Annotated in this window: 14 protein-coding genes, 1 rRNA gene and 1 other RNA gene; all 16 read right to left on the bottom strand. The window is 63.9% G+C overall.

All coding sequences use genetic code 11. The features are described from left to right. Nucleotides 1–7 precede the first annotated feature (7 nt). A complete protein-coding gene (locus tag IPM73_03530; GenBank protein MBK8917137.1) occupies nucleotides 8–1,696 on the bottom strand; it encodes a bifunctional protein-serine/threonine kinase/phosphatase in 1,689 nt (562 codons plus the stop codon). Nucleotides 1,697–1,782: 86 nt separating this feature from the next. Continuing rightward, nucleotides 1,783–2,997 carry a NarK/NasA family nitrate transporter gene (locus IPM73_03525; GenBank protein ID MBK8917136.1) on the bottom strand — a complete coding sequence of 405 codons (1,215 nt, stop codon included), beginning with the start codon at nucleotides 2,995–2,997 and terminating at the stop codon, nucleotides 1,783–1,785. A 20-nt stretch (nucleotides 2,998–3,017) separates the two neighbouring features. After that, nucleotides 3,018–3,335, bottom strand: a complete 318-nt coding sequence (gene nirD, locus IPM73_03520) for a nitrite reductase small subunit NirD (GenBank protein MBK8917135.1) — start codon at nucleotides 3,333–3,335, stop codon at nucleotides 3,018–3,020. A 10-nt stretch (nucleotides 3,336–3,345) separates the two neighbouring features. Next, nucleotides 3,346–5,784 carry an NAD(P)/FAD-dependent oxidoreductase gene (locus IPM73_03515; protein ID MBK8917134.1) on the bottom strand — a complete coding sequence of 813 codons (2,439 nt, stop codon included), beginning with the start codon at nucleotides 5,782–5,784 and terminating at the stop codon, nucleotides 3,346–3,348. Between the two features lie 292 nt (nucleotides 5,785–6,076). Beyond that, nucleotides 6,077–7,066 carry a DNA-binding protein YbiB gene (gene ybiB / locus IPM73_03510; protein ID MBK8917133.1) on the bottom strand — a complete coding sequence of 330 codons (990 nt, stop codon included), beginning with the start codon at nucleotides 7,064–7,066 and terminating at the stop codon, nucleotides 6,077–6,079. A 21-nt stretch (nucleotides 7,067–7,087) separates the two neighbouring features. Continuing rightward, the gene (locus IPM73_03505; protein ID MBK8917132.1) at nucleotides 7,088–9,814 is read right to left on the bottom strand and encodes a molybdopterin-dependent oxidoreductase; all 2,727 of its coding nucleotides are present in this window, start codon (nucleotides 9,812–9,814) and stop codon (nucleotides 7,088–7,090) included. 129 nt (nucleotides 9,815–9,943) lie between these two features. Further along, complete coding sequence (locus tag IPM73_03500) at nucleotides 9,944–10,393, bottom strand: ClpXP protease specificity-enhancing factor (GenBank protein ID MBK8917131.1); 450 nt, start codon at nucleotides 10,391–10,393, stop codon at nucleotides 9,944–9,946. 3 nt (nucleotides 10,394–10,396) lie between these two features. Continuing rightward, entirely contained in the window at nucleotides 10,397–10,993 is a 597-nt protein-coding gene (locus tag IPM73_03495; GenBank protein MBK8917130.1) for a glutathione S-transferase N-terminal domain-containing protein, read from the bottom strand. Between the two features lie 85 nt (nucleotides 10,994–11,078). Further along, the gene (locus IPM73_03490; protein ID MBK8917129.1) at nucleotides 11,079–11,795 is read right to left on the bottom strand and encodes a cytochrome c1; all 717 of its coding nucleotides are present in this window, start codon (nucleotides 11,793–11,795) and stop codon (nucleotides 11,079–11,081) included. An 11-nt stretch (nucleotides 11,796–11,806) separates the two neighbouring features. Next, on the bottom strand, nucleotides 11,807–13,108 hold the full coding sequence (locus IPM73_03485) for a cytochrome b N-terminal domain-containing protein (protein ID MBK8917128.1): 1,302 nt from the start codon (nucleotides 13,106–13,108) through the stop codon (nucleotides 11,807–11,809). A 3-nt stretch (nucleotides 13,109–13,111) separates the two neighbouring features. Then, nucleotides 13,112–13,708, bottom strand: a complete 597-nt coding sequence (gene petA, locus IPM73_03480; GenBank protein ID MBK8917127.1) for a ubiquinol-cytochrome c reductase iron-sulfur subunit — start codon at nucleotides 13,706–13,708, stop codon at nucleotides 13,112–13,114. A 93-nt stretch (nucleotides 13,709–13,801) separates the two neighbouring features. Continuing rightward, nucleotides 13,802–14,404, bottom strand: a complete 603-nt coding sequence (recR, locus tag IPM73_03475; GenBank protein ID MBK8917126.1) for a recombination protein RecR — start codon at nucleotides 14,402–14,404, stop codon at nucleotides 13,802–13,804. Between the two features lie 3 nt (nucleotides 14,405–14,407). Continuing rightward, on the bottom strand, nucleotides 14,408–14,731 hold the full coding sequence (locus IPM73_03470; GenBank protein MBK8917125.1) for a YbaB/EbfC family nucleoid-associated protein: 324 nt from the start codon (nucleotides 14,729–14,731) through the stop codon (nucleotides 14,408–14,410). Between the two features lie 13 nt (nucleotides 14,732–14,744). Further along, a complete protein-coding gene (dnaX, locus tag IPM73_03465) occupies nucleotides 14,745–16,400 on the bottom strand; it encodes a DNA polymerase III subunit gamma/tau (GenBank protein ID MBK8917124.1) in 1,656 nt (551 codons plus the stop codon). A 44-nt stretch (nucleotides 16,401–16,444) separates the two neighbouring features. Further along, an RNA gene (ffs, locus tag IPM73_03460) (signal recognition particle sRNA small type) lies at nucleotides 16,445–16,543 on the bottom strand. A 118-nt stretch (nucleotides 16,544–16,661) separates the two neighbouring features. Further along, nucleotides 16,662–16,775: ribosomal RNA gene (gene rrf / locus IPM73_03455) — 5S ribosomal RNA — on the bottom strand. Nucleotides 16,776–16,830 lie beyond the last annotated feature (55 nt).

Below are 16,830 nucleotides of genomic sequence, written 5' to 3'. Positions count from 1 at the left end.
CCCCAGTCTAACGCAACAGGGTCAGGAGCAAGACGAAATTGACCGCCAGGGACACGGCGGCGACGATTTTCCACAGCAGCAGCGGGTTTTTCTGGGCCAGGGGCTGGCGCCCCGGCGCCGCCACCGGCCGGCTGGCGCCCCGCTCCAGGGCCAGGAGAAATTCCTCGGCGGTTTCGAAACGGTCCTTGGCCTCCCGCGCCACCGCCTTCAGCAGCACGTTTTCCAGCCAGCCGGGGATGTCGGGGCGCCAGCGGGTCGGCCGCAGCGGTTCGCCGAATCTGGGCGTCTGGAAGGGCTCGATTTCACCGTAGGGGTATTTGCGCGTCAGCAGGTGGTAGAGCGTGACGCCGGCCGCGTAGAGGTCGAATCCGGCGTCGGGCGCGGCACCCGCGTAGAGTTCCGGCGCCATGTAGGAGGGCGTCCCCGCCTGGCCGATGGCTGCGTCGGGCTTGATCTCGGCGGGGCTCAGAGCCACCCCCAGATCGAGGATGCGCAGCACGCCGTCCTGGCCCAGGTGGACGTTGTCCGGCTTGATGTCGCGATGGACGATCTCGAGACGATGCAGGACGGCGATGGCCTTCGCCAGAGCGATGCCCAGGCGGACGGCGTCGGCCACGGCAAAGTGCTGCCCGGCGTCCAGGCGCCTTTGCAGCGTGGCGCCCGGGTGCCAGGTCATGAGGTAGTAGAGGCAACTGCGCGCTTCGCCGGGCACGACCTGGGGGAATGCCTGGGACACCACGCGACGGGCACGCCACTCCTCCATCAGGAGATTGGCAATGGCGGCTTCGTCCCCTTCCAGAACCGGCTGCAGGGTCTTGAGTACCAGGGCCTGGCCGGTGCGACCGTGATGGACACGGTACAGAATGGTCTCGCGGGAATCGTGCAGGATTTCGTCGACGATGTAGCCGTCGATTTCGTGCCCCGGACGCAGGCGATGGGGCAAGGGAAGGCGCCCCTCGCCTTCGAGGGCATCGCGCAGATTGGCGGGCGGCAGGTCGAGGACATCCACCACCACGGCGCTGGCGTTGTCGTGGCCGCCCTGGGCCAGGGCCAGACTGGTCAGTGCCGCCGCGGCAGCCCGGGGTTCGGGATGGTCGAGCAGCACCTCGGCGATGAGCGGGTCCGGGAGTATGCCCCACACCCCATCGGAAACCAGGGCAAAACGGTCGCCCCGGGCGAGTTCGCCGTCGGCGAAATCCATGAGCACCCGCGGGTCGAGGCCTACAGCCCGGGACAGCACATTGTTGAGTTCCGGGTGCTCCCAGAGGTGGTCCACCGTGAGTTGCTGCAAGGCCCCTTCCTGCAGCCGATAGATGCGGGAGTCGCCGATGTGCCCCAGGGTGTAGCGTCGCCCCCTCAGGATGAGGGCGGAGAGCGTGGTGGCCATGCCGGCCAGTTCGGCGTTGCGGGCCGCCTCGGCGATGACCCAGCGATTGAGGGCGGTGGTGACGGTTTCCAGCGCCCGGGGAACGCTCCAGGTATCCGGGGTGGCGTAGTAGTCGGCGAGCAGGCCGCGCACCGTGTATTCGGCCGCCTCGCGCCCGCCGCGGTGACCCCCGATACCGTCGGCCACTGCCGCGAGCACGCCCTTGTTGTCGAGTTCCGCCCCTTCCGGCGTCACGAAGCCACAGAAGTCCTCGTTCCGTTCCCGGGGACCCGTGAGGGAGGCATAGCCGACGGCGACCTTGAGCGGCATGGGGCGGTGAGGAGGGAAGTCAGCGAGGGATGAAGGGTGGCGATTCTACTCCTCACCCCTCGCTGACTTCCTCTCCTCGCTGCTCGCTAGATTTTCGCCGTCGTCAGGTGGCTCGCACCCCAGGTCGTCCGCCAGCGGGTCTTGACGCCGGTGAGGCCGACCAGGGCGAGGACGGCGAGGCCGGCGAAGATGAGGAAGCCCATCTGGTAGCTGCCAGTCATTTGCTTGGAGTAGCCCAGGCTGGAGGCCAGGTAGAAGCCGCCGACGCCGCCGGCCATGCCGACCAGGCCGGTCATGACGCCGATTTCCTTCTTGAAGCGCTGGGGCACCAGCTGGAACACGGCGCCGTTACCCATGCCCAGGGCGAGCATGGCGCAGACGAAGACCAGCAGGGCCATCCAGGCTTCCGGCAGGCCGAAGCTGACGATGGTGAGGAAAATGGCGGCCAGGATGTACATGCCGGTCAGCGACTTGACGCCGCCGATGCGATCAGCCACGTTGCCGCCGATGGGACGCACCAGGGAGCCGGCGAAGACGCAGGCGGCGGTGAAGAAGCCGGCCATCTTGGGATCGAGCCCGTACTGAGTGTTGAAGTAGATGACCAGGGAAGAAGCCAGTCCGACGAAACCACCGAAAGTCACCGAGTAGAAGAACATGAACCACCAGGCGTCCTTGTCCTTGAGCACGGCCAGGTATTCGGCCAGTTTCTTGGGCGGGGGCGGGTTGGGGGCGTCCTTGGCCATGGCGATGAAGATGAAGAAGACGATGACCAGCGGAATGAGGGCCAGACCGAAGACGTTGCCCCAACCGAAGATGGCGGCAAGACCGGGGGCAAAGAGCGCGGCCAGGGCGGTCCCCGAGTTGCCGGCGCCGGCGATGCCCATGGCGGTACCCTGGTGTTCCGCCGGATACCAGCGGGAGGCGAGGGGCAGCGCCGCGGCAAAGGAGGAGCCGGCAACCCCCAGGAAGCAGCCGAGGATCAGGACTTCGGCGTAGGAATGGATGCCGGCCAGCCAGGCATAGGCCAGGGCGCCGATGACGATCAACTGGCCGATGGTGGCGGCCTTCTTGGGCGACAGGCGATCGACCAGGATGCCCATGAAGATGCGCAGAATGGCGCCGGCCAGGACCGGCGTGGCGACCATCAGACCCTTCTGGGCGTGGGAAAGACCGAGATCCTGGGCGATGGCAACCCCCAGGGGACCGAGCAGCACCCAGACCATGAAGGCGAGGTCGAAGAAGAGAAAGGCGGCGAACAGCGTGGGCGTGTGACCGGCTTTGAGGAAGGCTTTCTTGTCCATGATGGAATCTTTCGCGTGAATCAGAATTGAATGAAGACGACGCCGTCCTCGACCTTGACCGGGTAACGGCGGGCGCAGCCCACGTCGGGCGCGACCGCTTCGCCGGTTTCCAGGTAGAGCTTCCAGCCGTGCAGGGGACAGGTCACCTGCTTGCCGTGGACGATGCCCTCGGAGAGCGGTCCGCCCTTGTGGGGGCATTTGTTGCGCAGGGCAAAAACCTCGCCCTGGGTGCGAAAGATGGCGATGTCGATGACGCCGCCGTCTTCTTCATGGCGCACCACCCGGGATCCCAGACGGGGGATGTCTTCCAGGGTGCACACTTGTTTCCAATCGCTCATGGCGCTCTCCTTAAGCTTCCAGTACTTCGAATTCGTTTTTCTGCTTGCCGGCAACCCGTTCCGCCCAGGGATCCTTGGCATCCTTGAGGGAATCGACCAGGCGGCCGTAGAGGGCCTTGCGGTTCTCTTCGTCCTCGACCACCTTGCTCTTGATGTAGTCGAGGCCCACCCGCTCCACGTAGTGGCAGGTACGGTCCAGGTAGTGGCCCTCTTCGCGGTAGAGCTGGAGGAAGGCGGCGGAATACTCCAGCACTTCCTCGTCGCTCTTTACCTTGACCAGGAACTGGGCGACCTCGGTCTTGATGCCGCCGTTGCCAGCCACATAGATCTCGTAGCCGGAATCGACGCCGATGACGCCCACGTCCTTGATGCCGGCCTCGGCGCAGTTGCGCGGGCAACCCGAGACGGCCAGTTTGACCTTGTGGGGGGCGTACATATCGAAGAGCATCTTTTCCAGCTTGACGCCCATGGACATGGACTTCTGGGTGCCGAAGCGGCAGTGTTCCATGCCAACGCAGGTCTTCACGGTGCGGATCGACTTGCCGTAGGCGTGGCCGGAAACCATGCCGGCGGCGTTGAGGTCGGCCCACATCTTGGGCAGGTCTTCCTTCTTGACCCCCAGGAGATCGATGCGCTGGCCACCGGTGACCTTCACCGTCGGCACGTTGTATTTCTCGGCAGCATCGGCGATGGCGCGCAGCTCTGCAGGGGTGGTGAGACCGCCCCACATCCGCGGTACCACCGAGAAGGTGCCGTCCTTCTGAATATTGGCGTGCACCCGTTCGTTGATGAAGCGCGACTGGGAATCGTCCTTGGCAGCGTGGGGCCAGGTCGAGATCATGTAGTAGTTGAGCGCCGGACGGCACTTTTCGCAGCCGTTGGGGGTCTTCCATTCGAGGAAGGACATGGCTTCCGGAATGGAGGTCAGCCCCTGCTCGCGGATCACTTTCCGGACGTAGTCGTGGCCGTGCTCGGTACACCCGCACATGGGCTTCTTGGCCGAGGCCGCCGGGGTGTAGGCACCGCCGATGGTGGAGGCCAGGATCTGCTCCACGAGGCCCGCGCAGGATCCACAGGAGGAAGCCGCCTTGGTGTGCTTCTTGACCTCATCCAGGGTAAACAGGCCCTTTTCCTTGATGGCCTTGACGATGGTGCCCTTGGTCACCCCGTTGCAGCCGCAGACCTCGGCGGAATCGGCCATCAGGGCGGCCTTGTTCTGACCCTGGTGGCCGGCGTCGCCGCCGCCGGACTGGCCGAACAGCAGATGGTCGCGCAGATCGTGGATGTCGCGGCCGTCCTTCAGCAGTTGGAAGTACCACGCGCCGTCGGCTGTATCGCCGTAGAGCACCCCGCCCACCAGCTTGTTTTCCTTGATGACCAGCTTCTTGTAAACGCCGCCGGCGGCGTCGTTGAGCACGATCTCCTCGGTGCCCTTGCCCCCCATGTAGTCCCCGGCGGAGAAAAGGTCGATACCGGTGACCTTGAGCTTGGTGGAGGTGACGGAGCCGGTGTAGAGGCCGATGCCGTAGCCCGCCAGATGGTTGGCCGCCACCTTGGCCTGCTCGAAGAGGGGCGCCACCAGACCGTAGGCGATGCCGCGGTGGCTGACGCATTCACCGACAGCGTAAATCTTGGGGTCGTAGGTCTGCATGGTGTCGTTCACCACGATGCCCCGGTTGCAGTAGATGCCGGCCGATTCCGCCAGGGCATAGTTGGGGCGGATACCCGCGGCCATCACCACGAGATCGGCGGGAATCTGCATGCCATCCTTGAAACGCACCGCGGCGACGCGGCCGGACTCGCCCTGGATCAGGGCTTCCGTCTGCTTCTCGAGCAGGAACTTGAGGCCCCGGTCTTCCAGGGACTTCTGCAACATCTTGCCGGCGACCTCGTCGAGCTGGCGCTCCAGGAGCCAGGATCCCAGGTGCACCACGGTCACGTCCATGCCGCGCAGCTTGAGGCCGTTGGCCGCTTCCAGGCCGAGGAGGCCGCCGCCGATGACCACCGCGTGCTTGTGCAGCTTGGCGGCCTCGATCATCTCGTCGGTATCCTTGATGTCGCGATAGCCGATGACGCCGGGGAGGTCGTTGCCCGGAACGGGCAGCATGAAGGGATTGGAGCCCGTGGCGAGCAGGAGGCGTTCGTAGGGCTCGGTGCTGCCGTCTTCGGCGACGACCAGGCGCTTGACCCGGTCGATCTTGACCACTTTCTTGCCCACATGCAGGTTGATGCCGTTCTGTTTGTACCAGTCCAGTTCGTTGAGGATGATCTCCTGGACGGTCATTTCGCCGGCCAGGACGGGCGAAAGCAGGATGCGGTTGTAGTTGGGGTGGGGCTCGGCGCCGAAGATCGTGATGTCGTAGCGATCCGGGGCGATCTTCAACAGCTCTTCGACGGTACGGACACCGGCCATGCCGTTGCCGATCATGACGAGACGAGGCTTTTTCATTATGGCGACTCCATCTATGCAAATGCCCGGGGTGGGCGGAACAAGTCTGTTCAGCGCATGACGTCGTTGCCACTGGGAGCCTTGCGGCCCGGACCGCCGGCGCTGGCGGTCTGTTCGCTGTCGGGAGTCCTACTGCAATCCCCGTGCCAACATTGCAGGCCGCGGTTTTATAAGGGTTTTTCCGGACACCCGGATTGTGCGCCGCACCATTGCGGTGCGCCTTGAGTCATGGCGGTGCGCCCTTCCGGCGCTCGAGGGCCGTCTGTGCCGGTCCCCGGCCCTTGGACCGAAATCAGGCGTTCGCCAGGGCCAGCCCGTTGCCTTCCACCGCAACGATGGCCTTGGCCTGGTTGAAATCCTCGGCGTAGCCGCTGGCGTAGAGGCAGCACGCCAGTTGATTGGCGATGGGGAGCGGCAAGGGGAGGTGATTGTCGAGCACCTTGCGGATCCAGCGGGCGGTCACCGCGGCATCGGCACTCTCGGGCAGGGCGGGCAGGGCCTTGAGGCTGTCGTGCTCGGCGTCGAAAAGCACGTCGCAGGCGCCGTCGTGGAGGTATTCCAGTCGCGGGCGGCGCTTGGGATTGGCGTAGGGCTCCCCCTCAGTGCCCCGCAGCAAGAGGGCACGGCCGCCCTCCCCCGTAAGGATGTCACGCATGAGGTCGATGAAGGCCGGGTGGGTCGCGGCAGCGACGATGACGCCTTCGCCCCGGAAGGGATCGATCATCTTGACCAGACTGTGGGCGCTGTTACGCACCCCCATGCGTGCGCGCAGCGCCAGCTGACTGGCCAGGCCGGGGCAAAGGGCGGTAATGGGCAGGAAGGCCAGACCCTGCTCGTCCAGGGCAGATTGCGCCTGGGTCAGGGTCGCCGAGGGCATGATGCCGAGTTCCCTCAGGATGTGGCCGCTGGTGACGCGTCCGTAACCTTCGAGCAGGCCATGGACGACCACGGGAACGCCGAAGCGCTTGAGGAGCAGCGCCAGCAGGGGCGTCAGATTGGCTTCCTTGCGCGCGCCGTTGTAGCTGGGCAGCACCACGGGCCTCACCCGGCCCCGAGGCACCCGCAGGGCGTTGACCCGGGCGTTGGCGGCAGCAAGAAAGCCCGCCAGCTCGTCCGGCGACTCCCCCTTGACCCTGAGCCCGAGGATGATGGCGCCCAGTTCCAGATCGGGGACGCCTCCGTCCAGGATGGCCGCATAAAGCTGGGCGGCCTCATCGCGCCCCAGATCGCGGGAGCCTTCGGCGCCACGGCCGATCTCCCGGATGACATGGGTGAAATTCATGGTATCTCCTCCGTGCCGGCGTCAGACTGCCTGGGGTTCCCCCTGGGCGGATTCCGCGACCAGTCGCTTGATGTCGGGCAGGCAGGAACCACAGAAGGTTCCACATTTGAGGGTTTCCTGCATCTGCCCCAGTGTACTTCCGGCGGCGGCCGCCGCCTTGATCTGTGTTGCACTGACGTCGGCGCATTTGCACACGACTTCCCGCGCCACGACGGGCATGGGGGGTTTGGGCGTCGGCGCCAGGGCGAAGCGGATCAGGGCGGGGTCGAGGTCATCTTCGGCCATGGCGTCCTTGAGCCAGCTCACGGCGAGAGTCTCTCCGGCCAGACGCACGCCCAGCAGGCGGCCGCCTTCGGCGATAGCCTTCTTGGCGATACCGCGGCGCGGATCGGAAAAGACGATGGCGCCCTCATCGCCTTCGAGTCCGAACAGGCGGTCGATCTCGGCCAGGCTACCCGCCTCGGGCAGCGGCCAGGTGGTTGCCGCACGCAAGACCACCAGGGCGCTGGAATGCCCGTACAGGCCGACGGTGGCGAAGGGGAAGGCCCCCAAGAGCACCCGAACCTTTTCCAGCAGCGCCAGGGCCTCGGGGACATTGGCGCAGCGACGAATCACCGCCAGCGGGTAGGGAAGGTCGGCCTTGTGAACCTGCACCGCCGCGTGCTTGAGTTCCGGCTGGAAGGAAAACGGATCACAGGAAGCAGGCATGAGGGCGTTGGCCCCCGGGGAACTCATGAAGCGGCTGCCCCAGTGCATGGGCATCCACGCCCGGCCCTTCGCAAGGCCCGCCCGTTCCTCGACCTGCACCAGGACTTCGCCGCGATCGTTATGGACGCGCACGATGTCGCCGCTTTCCAGACCCCGATGGCGCAGGTCACAGGGATGCATGGCGAGCACCGGCTGGTCCTCGTGGTTGTAGAGCCGCGGAACGTTTCCCGTCCGGCTCATGCCGTGCCAGTGATCGCGCAGGCGCCCGGTCAGGAGGCTGAGGGGCAGACGGCTGTCAGGAATGTCGGCGGTCGGGCGGTGACGCACCGGATGGAAGCGGGCGCGCCCGTCTGCGGTGGCAAAGACCCCGTCGGCGTAAAGCCTGGCCTGCCCGGCGGCCGCGCCTTCGGCACAGGGCCACTGCTGCGGCCCCTGCGTCTCGAGGCGATCATAGGAAAGCCCCGTGATGTCGAGATCCCGACCCCGCGTGCTTTCCCGATGCTCCATGAAGATGGCTTCCGGTGTTGCGTAGGGAAAGAGGCGGTCGGCGCCGTCGTGCTGGAGGCAGGCGCCCAGGCGCCGTGCGAAGTCCACCGCGATGCGCCAGTCTTGACGAGCTTCGCCAGGCGCTGGGACGGCGGCGCGAACGCGAGAGATGCGGCGCTCCGAATTGGTCACCGTGCCCTCCTTTTCGCCCCAACTGGTGGCGGGGAGCAGCAGGTCGGCGAAGGCCGCCGTGTCGGTGTTGCCGTAGGCTTCCTGCAGGACCACGAATTCGGCAGCGCTCAGGGCGGCACGCACTTCGGCCTGGTGAGGCAGGGATTGAGCAGGATTGGTGCAGGCGATCCAGACGGCCTTGATTTCGCCGCTCTTCAGGGCGCGGAAAAGATCGACGGCGGTCTTGCCGGGCCGGCCCGGAACGTAGGGCACGCCCCAGAGGGCGGAGACTTCGGCCCGATCCTGGGGCGACGAGAGATCCCGATGCGCCGAGAGCAGATTGGCCAGTCCGCCCACTTCGCGGCCGCCCATGGCGTTGGGCTGGCCCGTGAGGGAGAAGGGGCCACAGCCGGGTTTGCCGATCTTGCCGGTGGCCAGATGCAGATGGATCAAGGCAACGTTGTTGTCGGTGCCATGTACCGACTGATTGAGGCCCTGGCAGTAGAGGGACAGGGGCGCCGCTGATTGGCCGAACCAGCGGGCGGCCTTGACGATGTCCTCGGAACGCAGGCCACAGATGCGCGCGGCTTCCGCCGGCGGATAGGCGGCGGCAAGGGCCTCGACTTCGGCAAAGCCCTGGGTGCTGCGGGCGATAAAGTCGCGGTCGATGAGATCCTCGGCGATCAGGACGTGGAGCATGGCGTTCATCAGCGCCACGTCGGTTCCGGGACGCAGGGCAAGATGAAGGTCCGCCATGGCCGCAGTCTCGCTACGGCGGGGATCGGCCACCACGATGCGCAGGGCCGGGTTGGCGGCCTTGGCATCCTCGATGCGGCGAAATACGATGGGGTGCGCCACGGCCGGATTCGCACCGGCAATGAACAGCATGCCGGCTGCGGCGACGTCCTCGTAGCAGCAGGGCGGAGCGTCCGCCCCCAGGGTACGCTTGTAGCCGGCCACGGCCGAGGACATGCACAGGCGGGAATTGGTATCGATGTTGTTGGTGCCGATCAAACCCTTGGCCAGCTTGTTGAAGACGTAATAGTCCTCAGTCAGGAGCTGACCGGAGATGTAGAAGGCGACTGCGTCGGGCCCGTGGGCGCGGATGATTTCTGCAAAGCGCCCGGCGGCCACGTCGAGGGCCTCATCCCAGCCGATGGCGCGGCCGGGGCGGCCGCGCAGGTCGCGCATCTCGGGTACCAGCAGGCGGTGGTCGAGGCCGGCAGTCAAGTGCAGGGAGGCACCCTTGGTGCACAAGCGGCCGAAGTTGGCGGGATGGTCGGGGTCGCCTCGCACACCGCTAATGACGTCGTCGTGGGTCTCGACGATGACACCGCAGCCGACGCCGCAGTAGCAGCAGGTGGTTCGGGTTTCGTTTTTCATGGCATTTTCTCTCCGCTGTGGGGAGAGCAACCCCCGTGCCATGCCCGTGAATCAAGGCCTTAGCCGGAACCTGCGGGGGCGCGCCAAGCAAAGCGCACCAAAGCGGGGCGCCACCGCGCCGTCAGGCGCTTATTTGATGCGCTGCAGGTGCGGGCGCCCTCCTTCAGGGCGCGGATCGTCAGGGGCACGCGGCACAACGTCCGCAGCCGGGGCGGGCAATGTCTCGGCGGACGGCGCTTCGCCGATCGACACTTCGGCGGTGCCCGCAGGACCAACTTCGAAGGCCATGCCGGCGCCGTTCTCCCGGGCGTAGATGGCGGCCACCTGCTCGATGGGGACCGAGAGTTCCCGCGCCACGCCACCGAAGCGAGCCTGAAACTCAACCAGATCATTGCCGATTTGCAGGCGATTGGTGGCTTCGGGTCCGACATTGAGGACGATCTGCCCGTCACGCACGAATTCCCGCGGAACCCGTGTCCGGCTATCCACCACAACAGAGAGATAAGGGGTAAATCCGTTGTCGCAGCACCACTCCCAGAGGGCACGCAGGAGATAGGGCTTGGTGGAGGGCAGATCCATGGCTTACTTGCGCATGGCTTTTTCAGACGGCGTCAGGGCATCGATGAAGCCCTGACGGCTGAAGATACGCTCGGCGTACTTCATGAGCGGCGCCGCAGCCTTGCCCAGGTCGATGCCGTAATGGTCCAGACGCCACATGAGCGGCGCGATGGCGACGTCGAGCATGGAGAATTCGTCTCCCAGCATGAATTTCTGCTTGCTGAAGATGGGCACGATTTCCGTGAGCCGGGCACGAATTTCCTGACGCGCCTTGTCGGCCGTCTTGGCGTTCTTTTCGATGGGTTCGATGTGGCTGAAGATCTCTCGCTCCATCCCCACTAGCAACTGCCGCGCCCGGGCCCGCATGATGGGGTCGGCCGGCATCAACTGGGGATGGGGAAAACGCTCGTCAATGTATTCGTTGATGATGTTCGGCTCGAACAGGATCAGATCGCGTTCGACCAGGACCGGCACCCGGTTATGAGGATTGATGACCGCCAGATCCTCCGGTTTGTTGAACATGTCCACGTCGATGACCTGGAAATCCATGCCCTTTTCGTAGAGGACGATGCGGCAACGGTGACTGAAGGGGCAGGTGGTGCCCGAGTAAAGGTTCATCATGATTGCTAAGCCCTTAAAAGCGCTTCGGCATCGCCCCCCGCTGACTTCCGAGGGGAGGCGATGCCGTGGTCTGATCCAGGACGGATCAGTGAATGTCTTTCCAGTATTCCTTCTTCAGCGCGTAGGCGACGACGAAGAGAACGGCCAGGAAGGCGAGAACGAAATAACCGAGGGTCTTGCGGAACTCCTGCTGCGGCTCGCCCATCCAGACCATGAATGAGACCAGGTCGGAAACGGCCTTGTCGTACTCGGTGGGTGACATCTGTCCCGGGACGGCAAGTTCGAGCTTGTGGGTCTCGTGATTGAGCACCTGCTGGCCCTGGAGCCCGTAAAGCACATGGGGCATGCCGACGTTCTCGAAGGCCACGTTGTTCCAGCCGGTGGGACGGTTGTCGTCCCGGTAGAAGGAACGCAGGTAGGTATAGAGCCAGTCCGACCCGGCGTACGGCGCGCCAAGATCGCCACGGGCACGGGCGATGATGGTGAGGTCCGGCGGCGTGGCACCGAACCACACCTTCTGCTCGTCCGCCCGCGCGGCCACGGCCATCAGCCCACCGATCTTGTCGGAAGTGAACATCAGGTTGTCCTTGACTTGCTGCTCGGTCAGACCAAGAGCGGTCAGGTTCTTGTAGCGCATATAGGACGCGCCGTGGCAGTTGAGGCAGTAATTGACGAACAGCTTGGCACCGTTCTGCAGGGCAGCCGTGTCACTGACCGACCCCGGCCATTTGTCGAGATGGACGCTCGTACTCGCAATGGCCAGCAGGGGCGCAAACAGGAAGGCGATGAGAAGTTTTTTCATGTTGTTGATCCTCACTGCATCGTCACACGATCGGGAACCGGCTTGAACTTGTCCATCCGCGACCACCAGGGCATCGCGAAGAAGAAGCCGAAGTAGAACACCGTGCACACCTGGGAAATCCTTTCACCCCAGTAGGACGGCGACTGGGTACCCAGGTAACCGAGGATGACGAAGCAGATGACGAAAATGGTCAGCATGGTCTTGTAAATCGGGCCGCGGTAGCGGATCGACTTGACCGGACTGCGATCCAGCCAGGGCAGGAAGGCAAACACCACCACGGAAGCACCCATGGCCACCACGCCCCAGAACTTGGCATCGAGACCGAAGAAGTTCCACACCATGGCCCGCAGGATGGAGTAGTAGGGGGTGAAGTACCAGACCGGAGCAATGTGGGGCGGCGTCTTCAGGGGATCGGCCGGATAGAAGTTCGGCGTTTCCAGGAAGGCTCCACCCCCCTCAGGGGCGAAGAACATGATCGCCGAGAAGACCATCAGGAAGACCACGACGCCGACGATATCCTTCACCGTGTAGTACGGGTGGAAGGGGATGCCGTCGCGGGGGATGCCGTTCTCGTCCTTGTTGGCCTTGATCTCGATACCGTCCGGGTTGTTGGAGCCGGTTTCGTGCAGGGCCAGCACGTGCGCCGCCACCAAGCCAAGCAGAACCAGCGGGAAGGCGATGACGTGGAAGGAGAAGAAACGGTTAAGGGTCGCGTCGCCCACCACGAAGTCTCCGCGAATCAGGATGGACAGATCGTTGCCGACCACCGGAATGGCCCCGAAGAGGTTCACGATCACTTGGGCGCCCCAGTAGGACATCTGGCCCCAGGGGAGCAGATAGCCGAAGAAGGCTTCGCCCATCAGGCACAGGAATATCCCGACGCCAAACAACCAGGTCAGCTCACGCGGCTTGCGGTAGGAACCGTAGAGCAGGCCGCGGAACATGTGCAGATACACCACGATGAAGAAGGCGGATGCACCGGTGGAGTGCATGTAGCGGATGAGCCATCCCCCCGGCACGTCGCGCATGATGTACTCGACCGAGGCAAAGGCGACGGGAACGCCGAAGGCGTTGAGGGCAGCGTCCGGCTTGTAATGCATGACCAGGAAGATGCCGGTGACGATCTGGATGACCAGAACGAGCAGCGCCAGGGAGCCGAAGAAGTACCAGAAGTTGAAATTCTTCGGTGCGTAGTACTCGGACAGGTGGCCCTTCCACATGGAGGTCGCCGGGAAGCGGGCGTCAACCCACTCCATCAGGTTCCCGGCCAGGGTGCCGTCGGACTTGTACTTGTCGAAATTGCCAGCGGCCATTTGTTACGCTCCCTTCTTGTCTTCGCCGATCAGGATACGGCTGTCGGACATGTAGTAGTGCGGCGGAACTTCGAGGTTGGTTGGTGCGGGCTTGGCCTTATACACACGTCCGGCAAAGTCGAAGGTCGAACCGTGGCAGGGACACAGGAAGCCGCCGAGCCACTCCGTGGTCATACCCTCTTCGGCACCCTTCTTGAACTTCTGGGAAGGCGAGCAGCCGAGATGCGTACAGATGCCCACCACCACGAGGAGTTCGGGCTTGATCGAACGGGTATCGTTGCGAGCGTAATCCGGCTGCATGTCTTTTTCCGACTTGGGGTCGGCAACCGCATCGGCCAGCTTAGGCAGTGTTTCCAACATTTCCTTGCTGCGGTTGATGATCCAGACGGGCTTGCCGCGCCACTCCACGGTCATCATCTGGCCCGGCTCAAGTTTGCCGATGTCGACTTCGACAGGCGCACCGGCGGCTTTGGCGCGTTCCGACGGCAAAAGGCTGGACACGAACGGCACGAGCGCCGCAACGGCCCCCGCCCCGCCCACTGCCGCGGTGGCGACGATCAGGCGCCGCCTCCCGCAGTCCATTTTTCCTTCATTGCTCATTTGGCTGACCCCTAGACGGATAAGGTTGTTGGGTTTGAATCAAACCGTTGATTATACGCCACCCGGCCCCTTCTTTGAAGCCATCGGACGCTCTCAGGACATGCAGGCGCGCCGCTCGCGCAGTGCCTGCGCCAAGGTACCGCTATCCACGTACTCCAACTCCCCCCCCACCGGAACCCCACGGGCAATACGCGTCACACCTATCCCCGCAGGTTTGAGGAGGGCCGTAAGGTAGTGCGCCGTCGCTTCTCCCTCGTTGGTGAAATTGGTGGCGAGAATCACTTCCTGCACAATTCCATCCCGGACACGGTCAAGGAGCCGCTCAAGACCCAGATCCCGTGGGCCGATTCCGTCCATGGGCGAAATACGCCCCATGATGACGTAATATAGCCCCCTATAAGCATGGGTCTGCTCCATCATGTTCATGTCTACCGGGGACTCAACGACACAGAGCAGGCTCCCGTCGCGCCGTGGCGAAGCACAGAGCGCGCATACCGTCGTTTCGGCGAAATTGTTGCAACGCTCGCAGTGACGCAGGGTCTCCAGGGATGCAAGGAGCGCATCGCCAAGCGCCCGCGCCCCACTCCGATCCCGTTGCAGCAGGTGAAAAGCCATACGCTGGGCCGATTTCGGACCGACACCCGGCAAGCAGCGCAGGGCCTCGATCAAGCGCTCGAGGCTTGAGGGAACGCCCACGAATCAGAAGGGAAGCTTGAAACCCGGCGGGAGATTCAGCCCAGCAGTGAACCCGGCCATCTTTTCCTGGGTGAGCGCCTCGCCTCGGCGCACAGCGTCGTTGACGGCCGCAGCCACCAGATCTTCGAGCATCTCCCGGTCATCCAGAACCGACGCATCGATGCTCACCCGCCGGACATCGTGGGCACAGGTCATGACCACCTTGACCATGCCCGCGCCGGCTTGACCCTCGATCTCGGTCTGGGCCAACTGCTCCTGGGCCCGCTTCATGTTCTCCTGCATCATCTGGGCTTGCTTCATCAGCCCGGCGATTCCGCCTTTCATCATTTACTTGGCTCCGTCAGAAAAGGGGTTTGATTGAGGATTCCACCAGTGTCGCATCCAGGGTTTCGATAGCTTCACGGACAAAACTGTCGCTTTCGATGGCTGCCACCGCCCGCCCCTGGCGTTCTACCCGATCCCGCTGGGCACTGGCCGCGGGTGTTGCCGAGTCGACGGCTGCCACTTCGATCCGCAGGGCCATGGGCCGCGCGAGGTGCTCGCCAATAGCTTGCTGAACCTTGTCCTGCGCAGGCTTCATGAGCAGATGCCGCTGCTCGGGCGGGAGGCGCAACAAGCAGGCAGTAGGACCCAGTTCACGGAGTTCGCACTGCTGTGCAAGTTCCTTTGCCATGCCGCTGATTGGCAATTGAGCCACGATCTGGGGCCACGAGGACTCGCCTTCGCCCCTCCCGACAGGCGGCAGGCCCCCGGAACCGCCCGGGGCAACCTGCACCACCTTCGCAAGCGCCGCCGGAGCCGGCACCGATGCGGCACTCCCACCGGCCGTCATCTCAGCGTTTCCGCCCCCCCGGGACACCGCAGCCTCGCGCCGAACGGCGGCCGTAACGGCGAGCACGCGATGTTCTGCGCTCTCGGGCCGAAAGGCGTAGAGGCGCAACAGGGTCATCAGAAATCCTGCTTGCTCGTCGGGCGCCAGACCCAATTCATTTCGCCCGACCACCACGATCTGGTAGGCCAATTGGACGAACTCGGGATCCAGTAAAGCCGCCAACTGAATCAGGCGCGCCCTTTCCGGCTCTTCGTCGGCCATGGCTCCCGGGGCAAGCTGGGCGACCTGGATACGGGTGAGCAACGACGCCAGTTCATGCAGCGCTGATGCAAAAGAGAGGCTGCGCAGCCCCATCTCGTCAGCCACATGAATAAGGCCTTCGGCGTTGCCATCGGCAAGCAACTCGAGAATGCGGAAGAGATAGTCGAGGTCCACCGTACCGAGCATTTCACGTACCGGACCCGTTTCAACCTTACCTGCCCCGTGAGCGATCGCCTGGTCGAGCAAGGACAAGGCATCCCGCATGCTTCCCGAAGCCGAACGGGCAATCAACTGCAGGGCAGGAACATCGTGCGCGACCCCTTCGGCCTCGAGAATACGGGCGAGATGCCCGACGATAGCCGCCGGCGGCATCTGCTTGAGATTGAACTGAAGACAACGGGAGAGCACAGTCACCGGAATCTTCTGGGGATCGGTCGTTGCCAGAATGAATTTGACGTGCTCAGGGGGCTCCTCCAGGGTCTTCAACATGGCATTGAAGGCCGAGTTCGACAACATGTGCACTTCGTCGATCACATACACCTTGAAGCGTCCCCGGGTGGGCGCGTAAATCGCGTTCTCCAGCAACTGCCGCATCTCGTCAACCTTGGTATTGGTCGCTGCATCGACCTCCAACAGATCCACGAAACGCCCGCCGTCAATTTCCTCGCAGGCCGAACACCGACCGCAAGGCTGCGCGGTAATACCAGCTTCGCAGTTCAGGGATTTGGCCAGGATGCGTGCCAAAGTGGTCTTGCCGACCCCACGCGTACCGGTAAAGAGATAGGCGTGATGCAATCGGCCTTCGCCGAGGGCGTGCGAAAGCGCCCGTACAACATGCTCCTGCCCCACCAAGGTGGCGAAATTGCGCGGCCGCCACTTGCGGGCGAGAACCTGATAACTCATGTCCCTAGTCCGACGTCAAAGCGGGAAGCAGATTGAGAAATGGAAATGGCGAGCCTAACCCCCGGCACTTGCAGTCAATGGCTGTGGCTGCTTCCTTCCGGACCTGACCAGGTTCACCACCCTGCAATGCGGGGAGACCCGCCGGCGACGATTCTAGCACAGCATGGGGGTCGAATTTTCCTGGGCCCGTCGAATGCTTTTTGTCTTTCCCCAAAGCGAAACCCCCGCCTGAGTGTATCAGGAGGGGGTTTCTGAGGGGATGCCTGGCGATGACCTACTTTCTCACACGAGGTGTGCAATATCATCGGCGCGGTTTCGTTTCACGGTCCTGTTCGGGAAGGGAAGGGGTGGGTCCGAAACGCTATGGTCGCCAAGCGTAACTTGTGCGTTTGCTGCCGGATGGGCGTCAAACGTTAAACGGGGAAGGTTG

The sequence above is a fragment of the Betaproteobacteria bacterium genome, from assembly GCA_016720065.1.
In the GTDB taxonomy this organism is placed as follows: domain Bacteria; phylum Pseudomonadota; class Gammaproteobacteria; order Burkholderiales; family Rhodocyclaceae; genus SSSZ01.
Note: the sequence above shows the minus strand (reverse complement) of the source record. Positions and strands in the feature narration are given on the sequence as shown.

Bases quoted from the DNA above. Each gene is read 5' to 3' on its own strand.
- IPM73_03530 (MBK8917137.1), bottom strand. From the start codon at position 1,696: ATGCCGCTCAAGGTCGCCGTCGGCTATGCCTCCCTCACGGGTCCCCGG.
- IPM73_03525 (MBK8917136.1), bottom strand. From the start codon at position 2,997: ATGGACAAGAAAGCCTTCCTCAAAGCCGGTCACACGCCCACGCTGTTC.
- nirD (MBK8917135.1), bottom strand. From the start codon at position 3,335: ATGAGCGATTGGAAACAAGTGTGCACCCTGGAAGACATCCCCCGTCTG.
- IPM73_03515 (MBK8917134.1), bottom strand. From the start codon at position 5,784: ATGAAAAAGCCTCGTCTCGTCATGATCGGCAACGGCATGGCCGGTGTC.
- ybiB (MBK8917133.1), bottom strand. From the start codon at position 7,066: ATGAATTTCACCCATGTCATCCGGGAGATCGGCCGTGGCGCCGAAGGC.
- IPM73_03505 (MBK8917132.1), bottom strand. From the start codon at position 9,814: ATGAAAAACGAAACCCGAACCACCTGCTGCTACTGCGGCGTCGGCTGC.
- IPM73_03500 (MBK8917131.1), bottom strand. From the start codon at position 10,393: ATGGATCTGCCCTCCACCAAGCCCTATCTCCTGCGTGCCCTCTGGGAG.
- IPM73_03495 (MBK8917130.1), bottom strand. From the start codon at position 10,993: ATGATGAACCTTTACTCGGGCACCACCTGCCCCTTCAGTCACCGTTGC.
- IPM73_03490 (MBK8917129.1), bottom strand. From the start codon at position 11,795: ATGAAAAAACTTCTCATCGCCTTCCTGTTTGCGCCCCTGCTGGCCATT.
- IPM73_03485 (MBK8917128.1), bottom strand. From the start codon at position 13,108: ATGGCCGCTGGCAATTTCGACAAGTACAAGTCCGACGGCACCCTGGCC.
- petA (MBK8917127.1), bottom strand. From the start codon at position 13,708: ATGAGCAATGAAGGAAAAATGGACTGCGGGAGGCGGCGCCTGATCGTC.
- IPM73_03470 (MBK8917125.1), bottom strand. From the start codon at position 14,731: ATGATGAAAGGCGGAATCGCCGGGCTGATGAAGCAAGCCCAGATGATG.
- dnaX (MBK8917124.1), bottom strand. From the start codon at position 16,400: ATGAGTTATCAGGTTCTCGCCCGCAAGTGGCGGCCGCGCAATTTCGCC.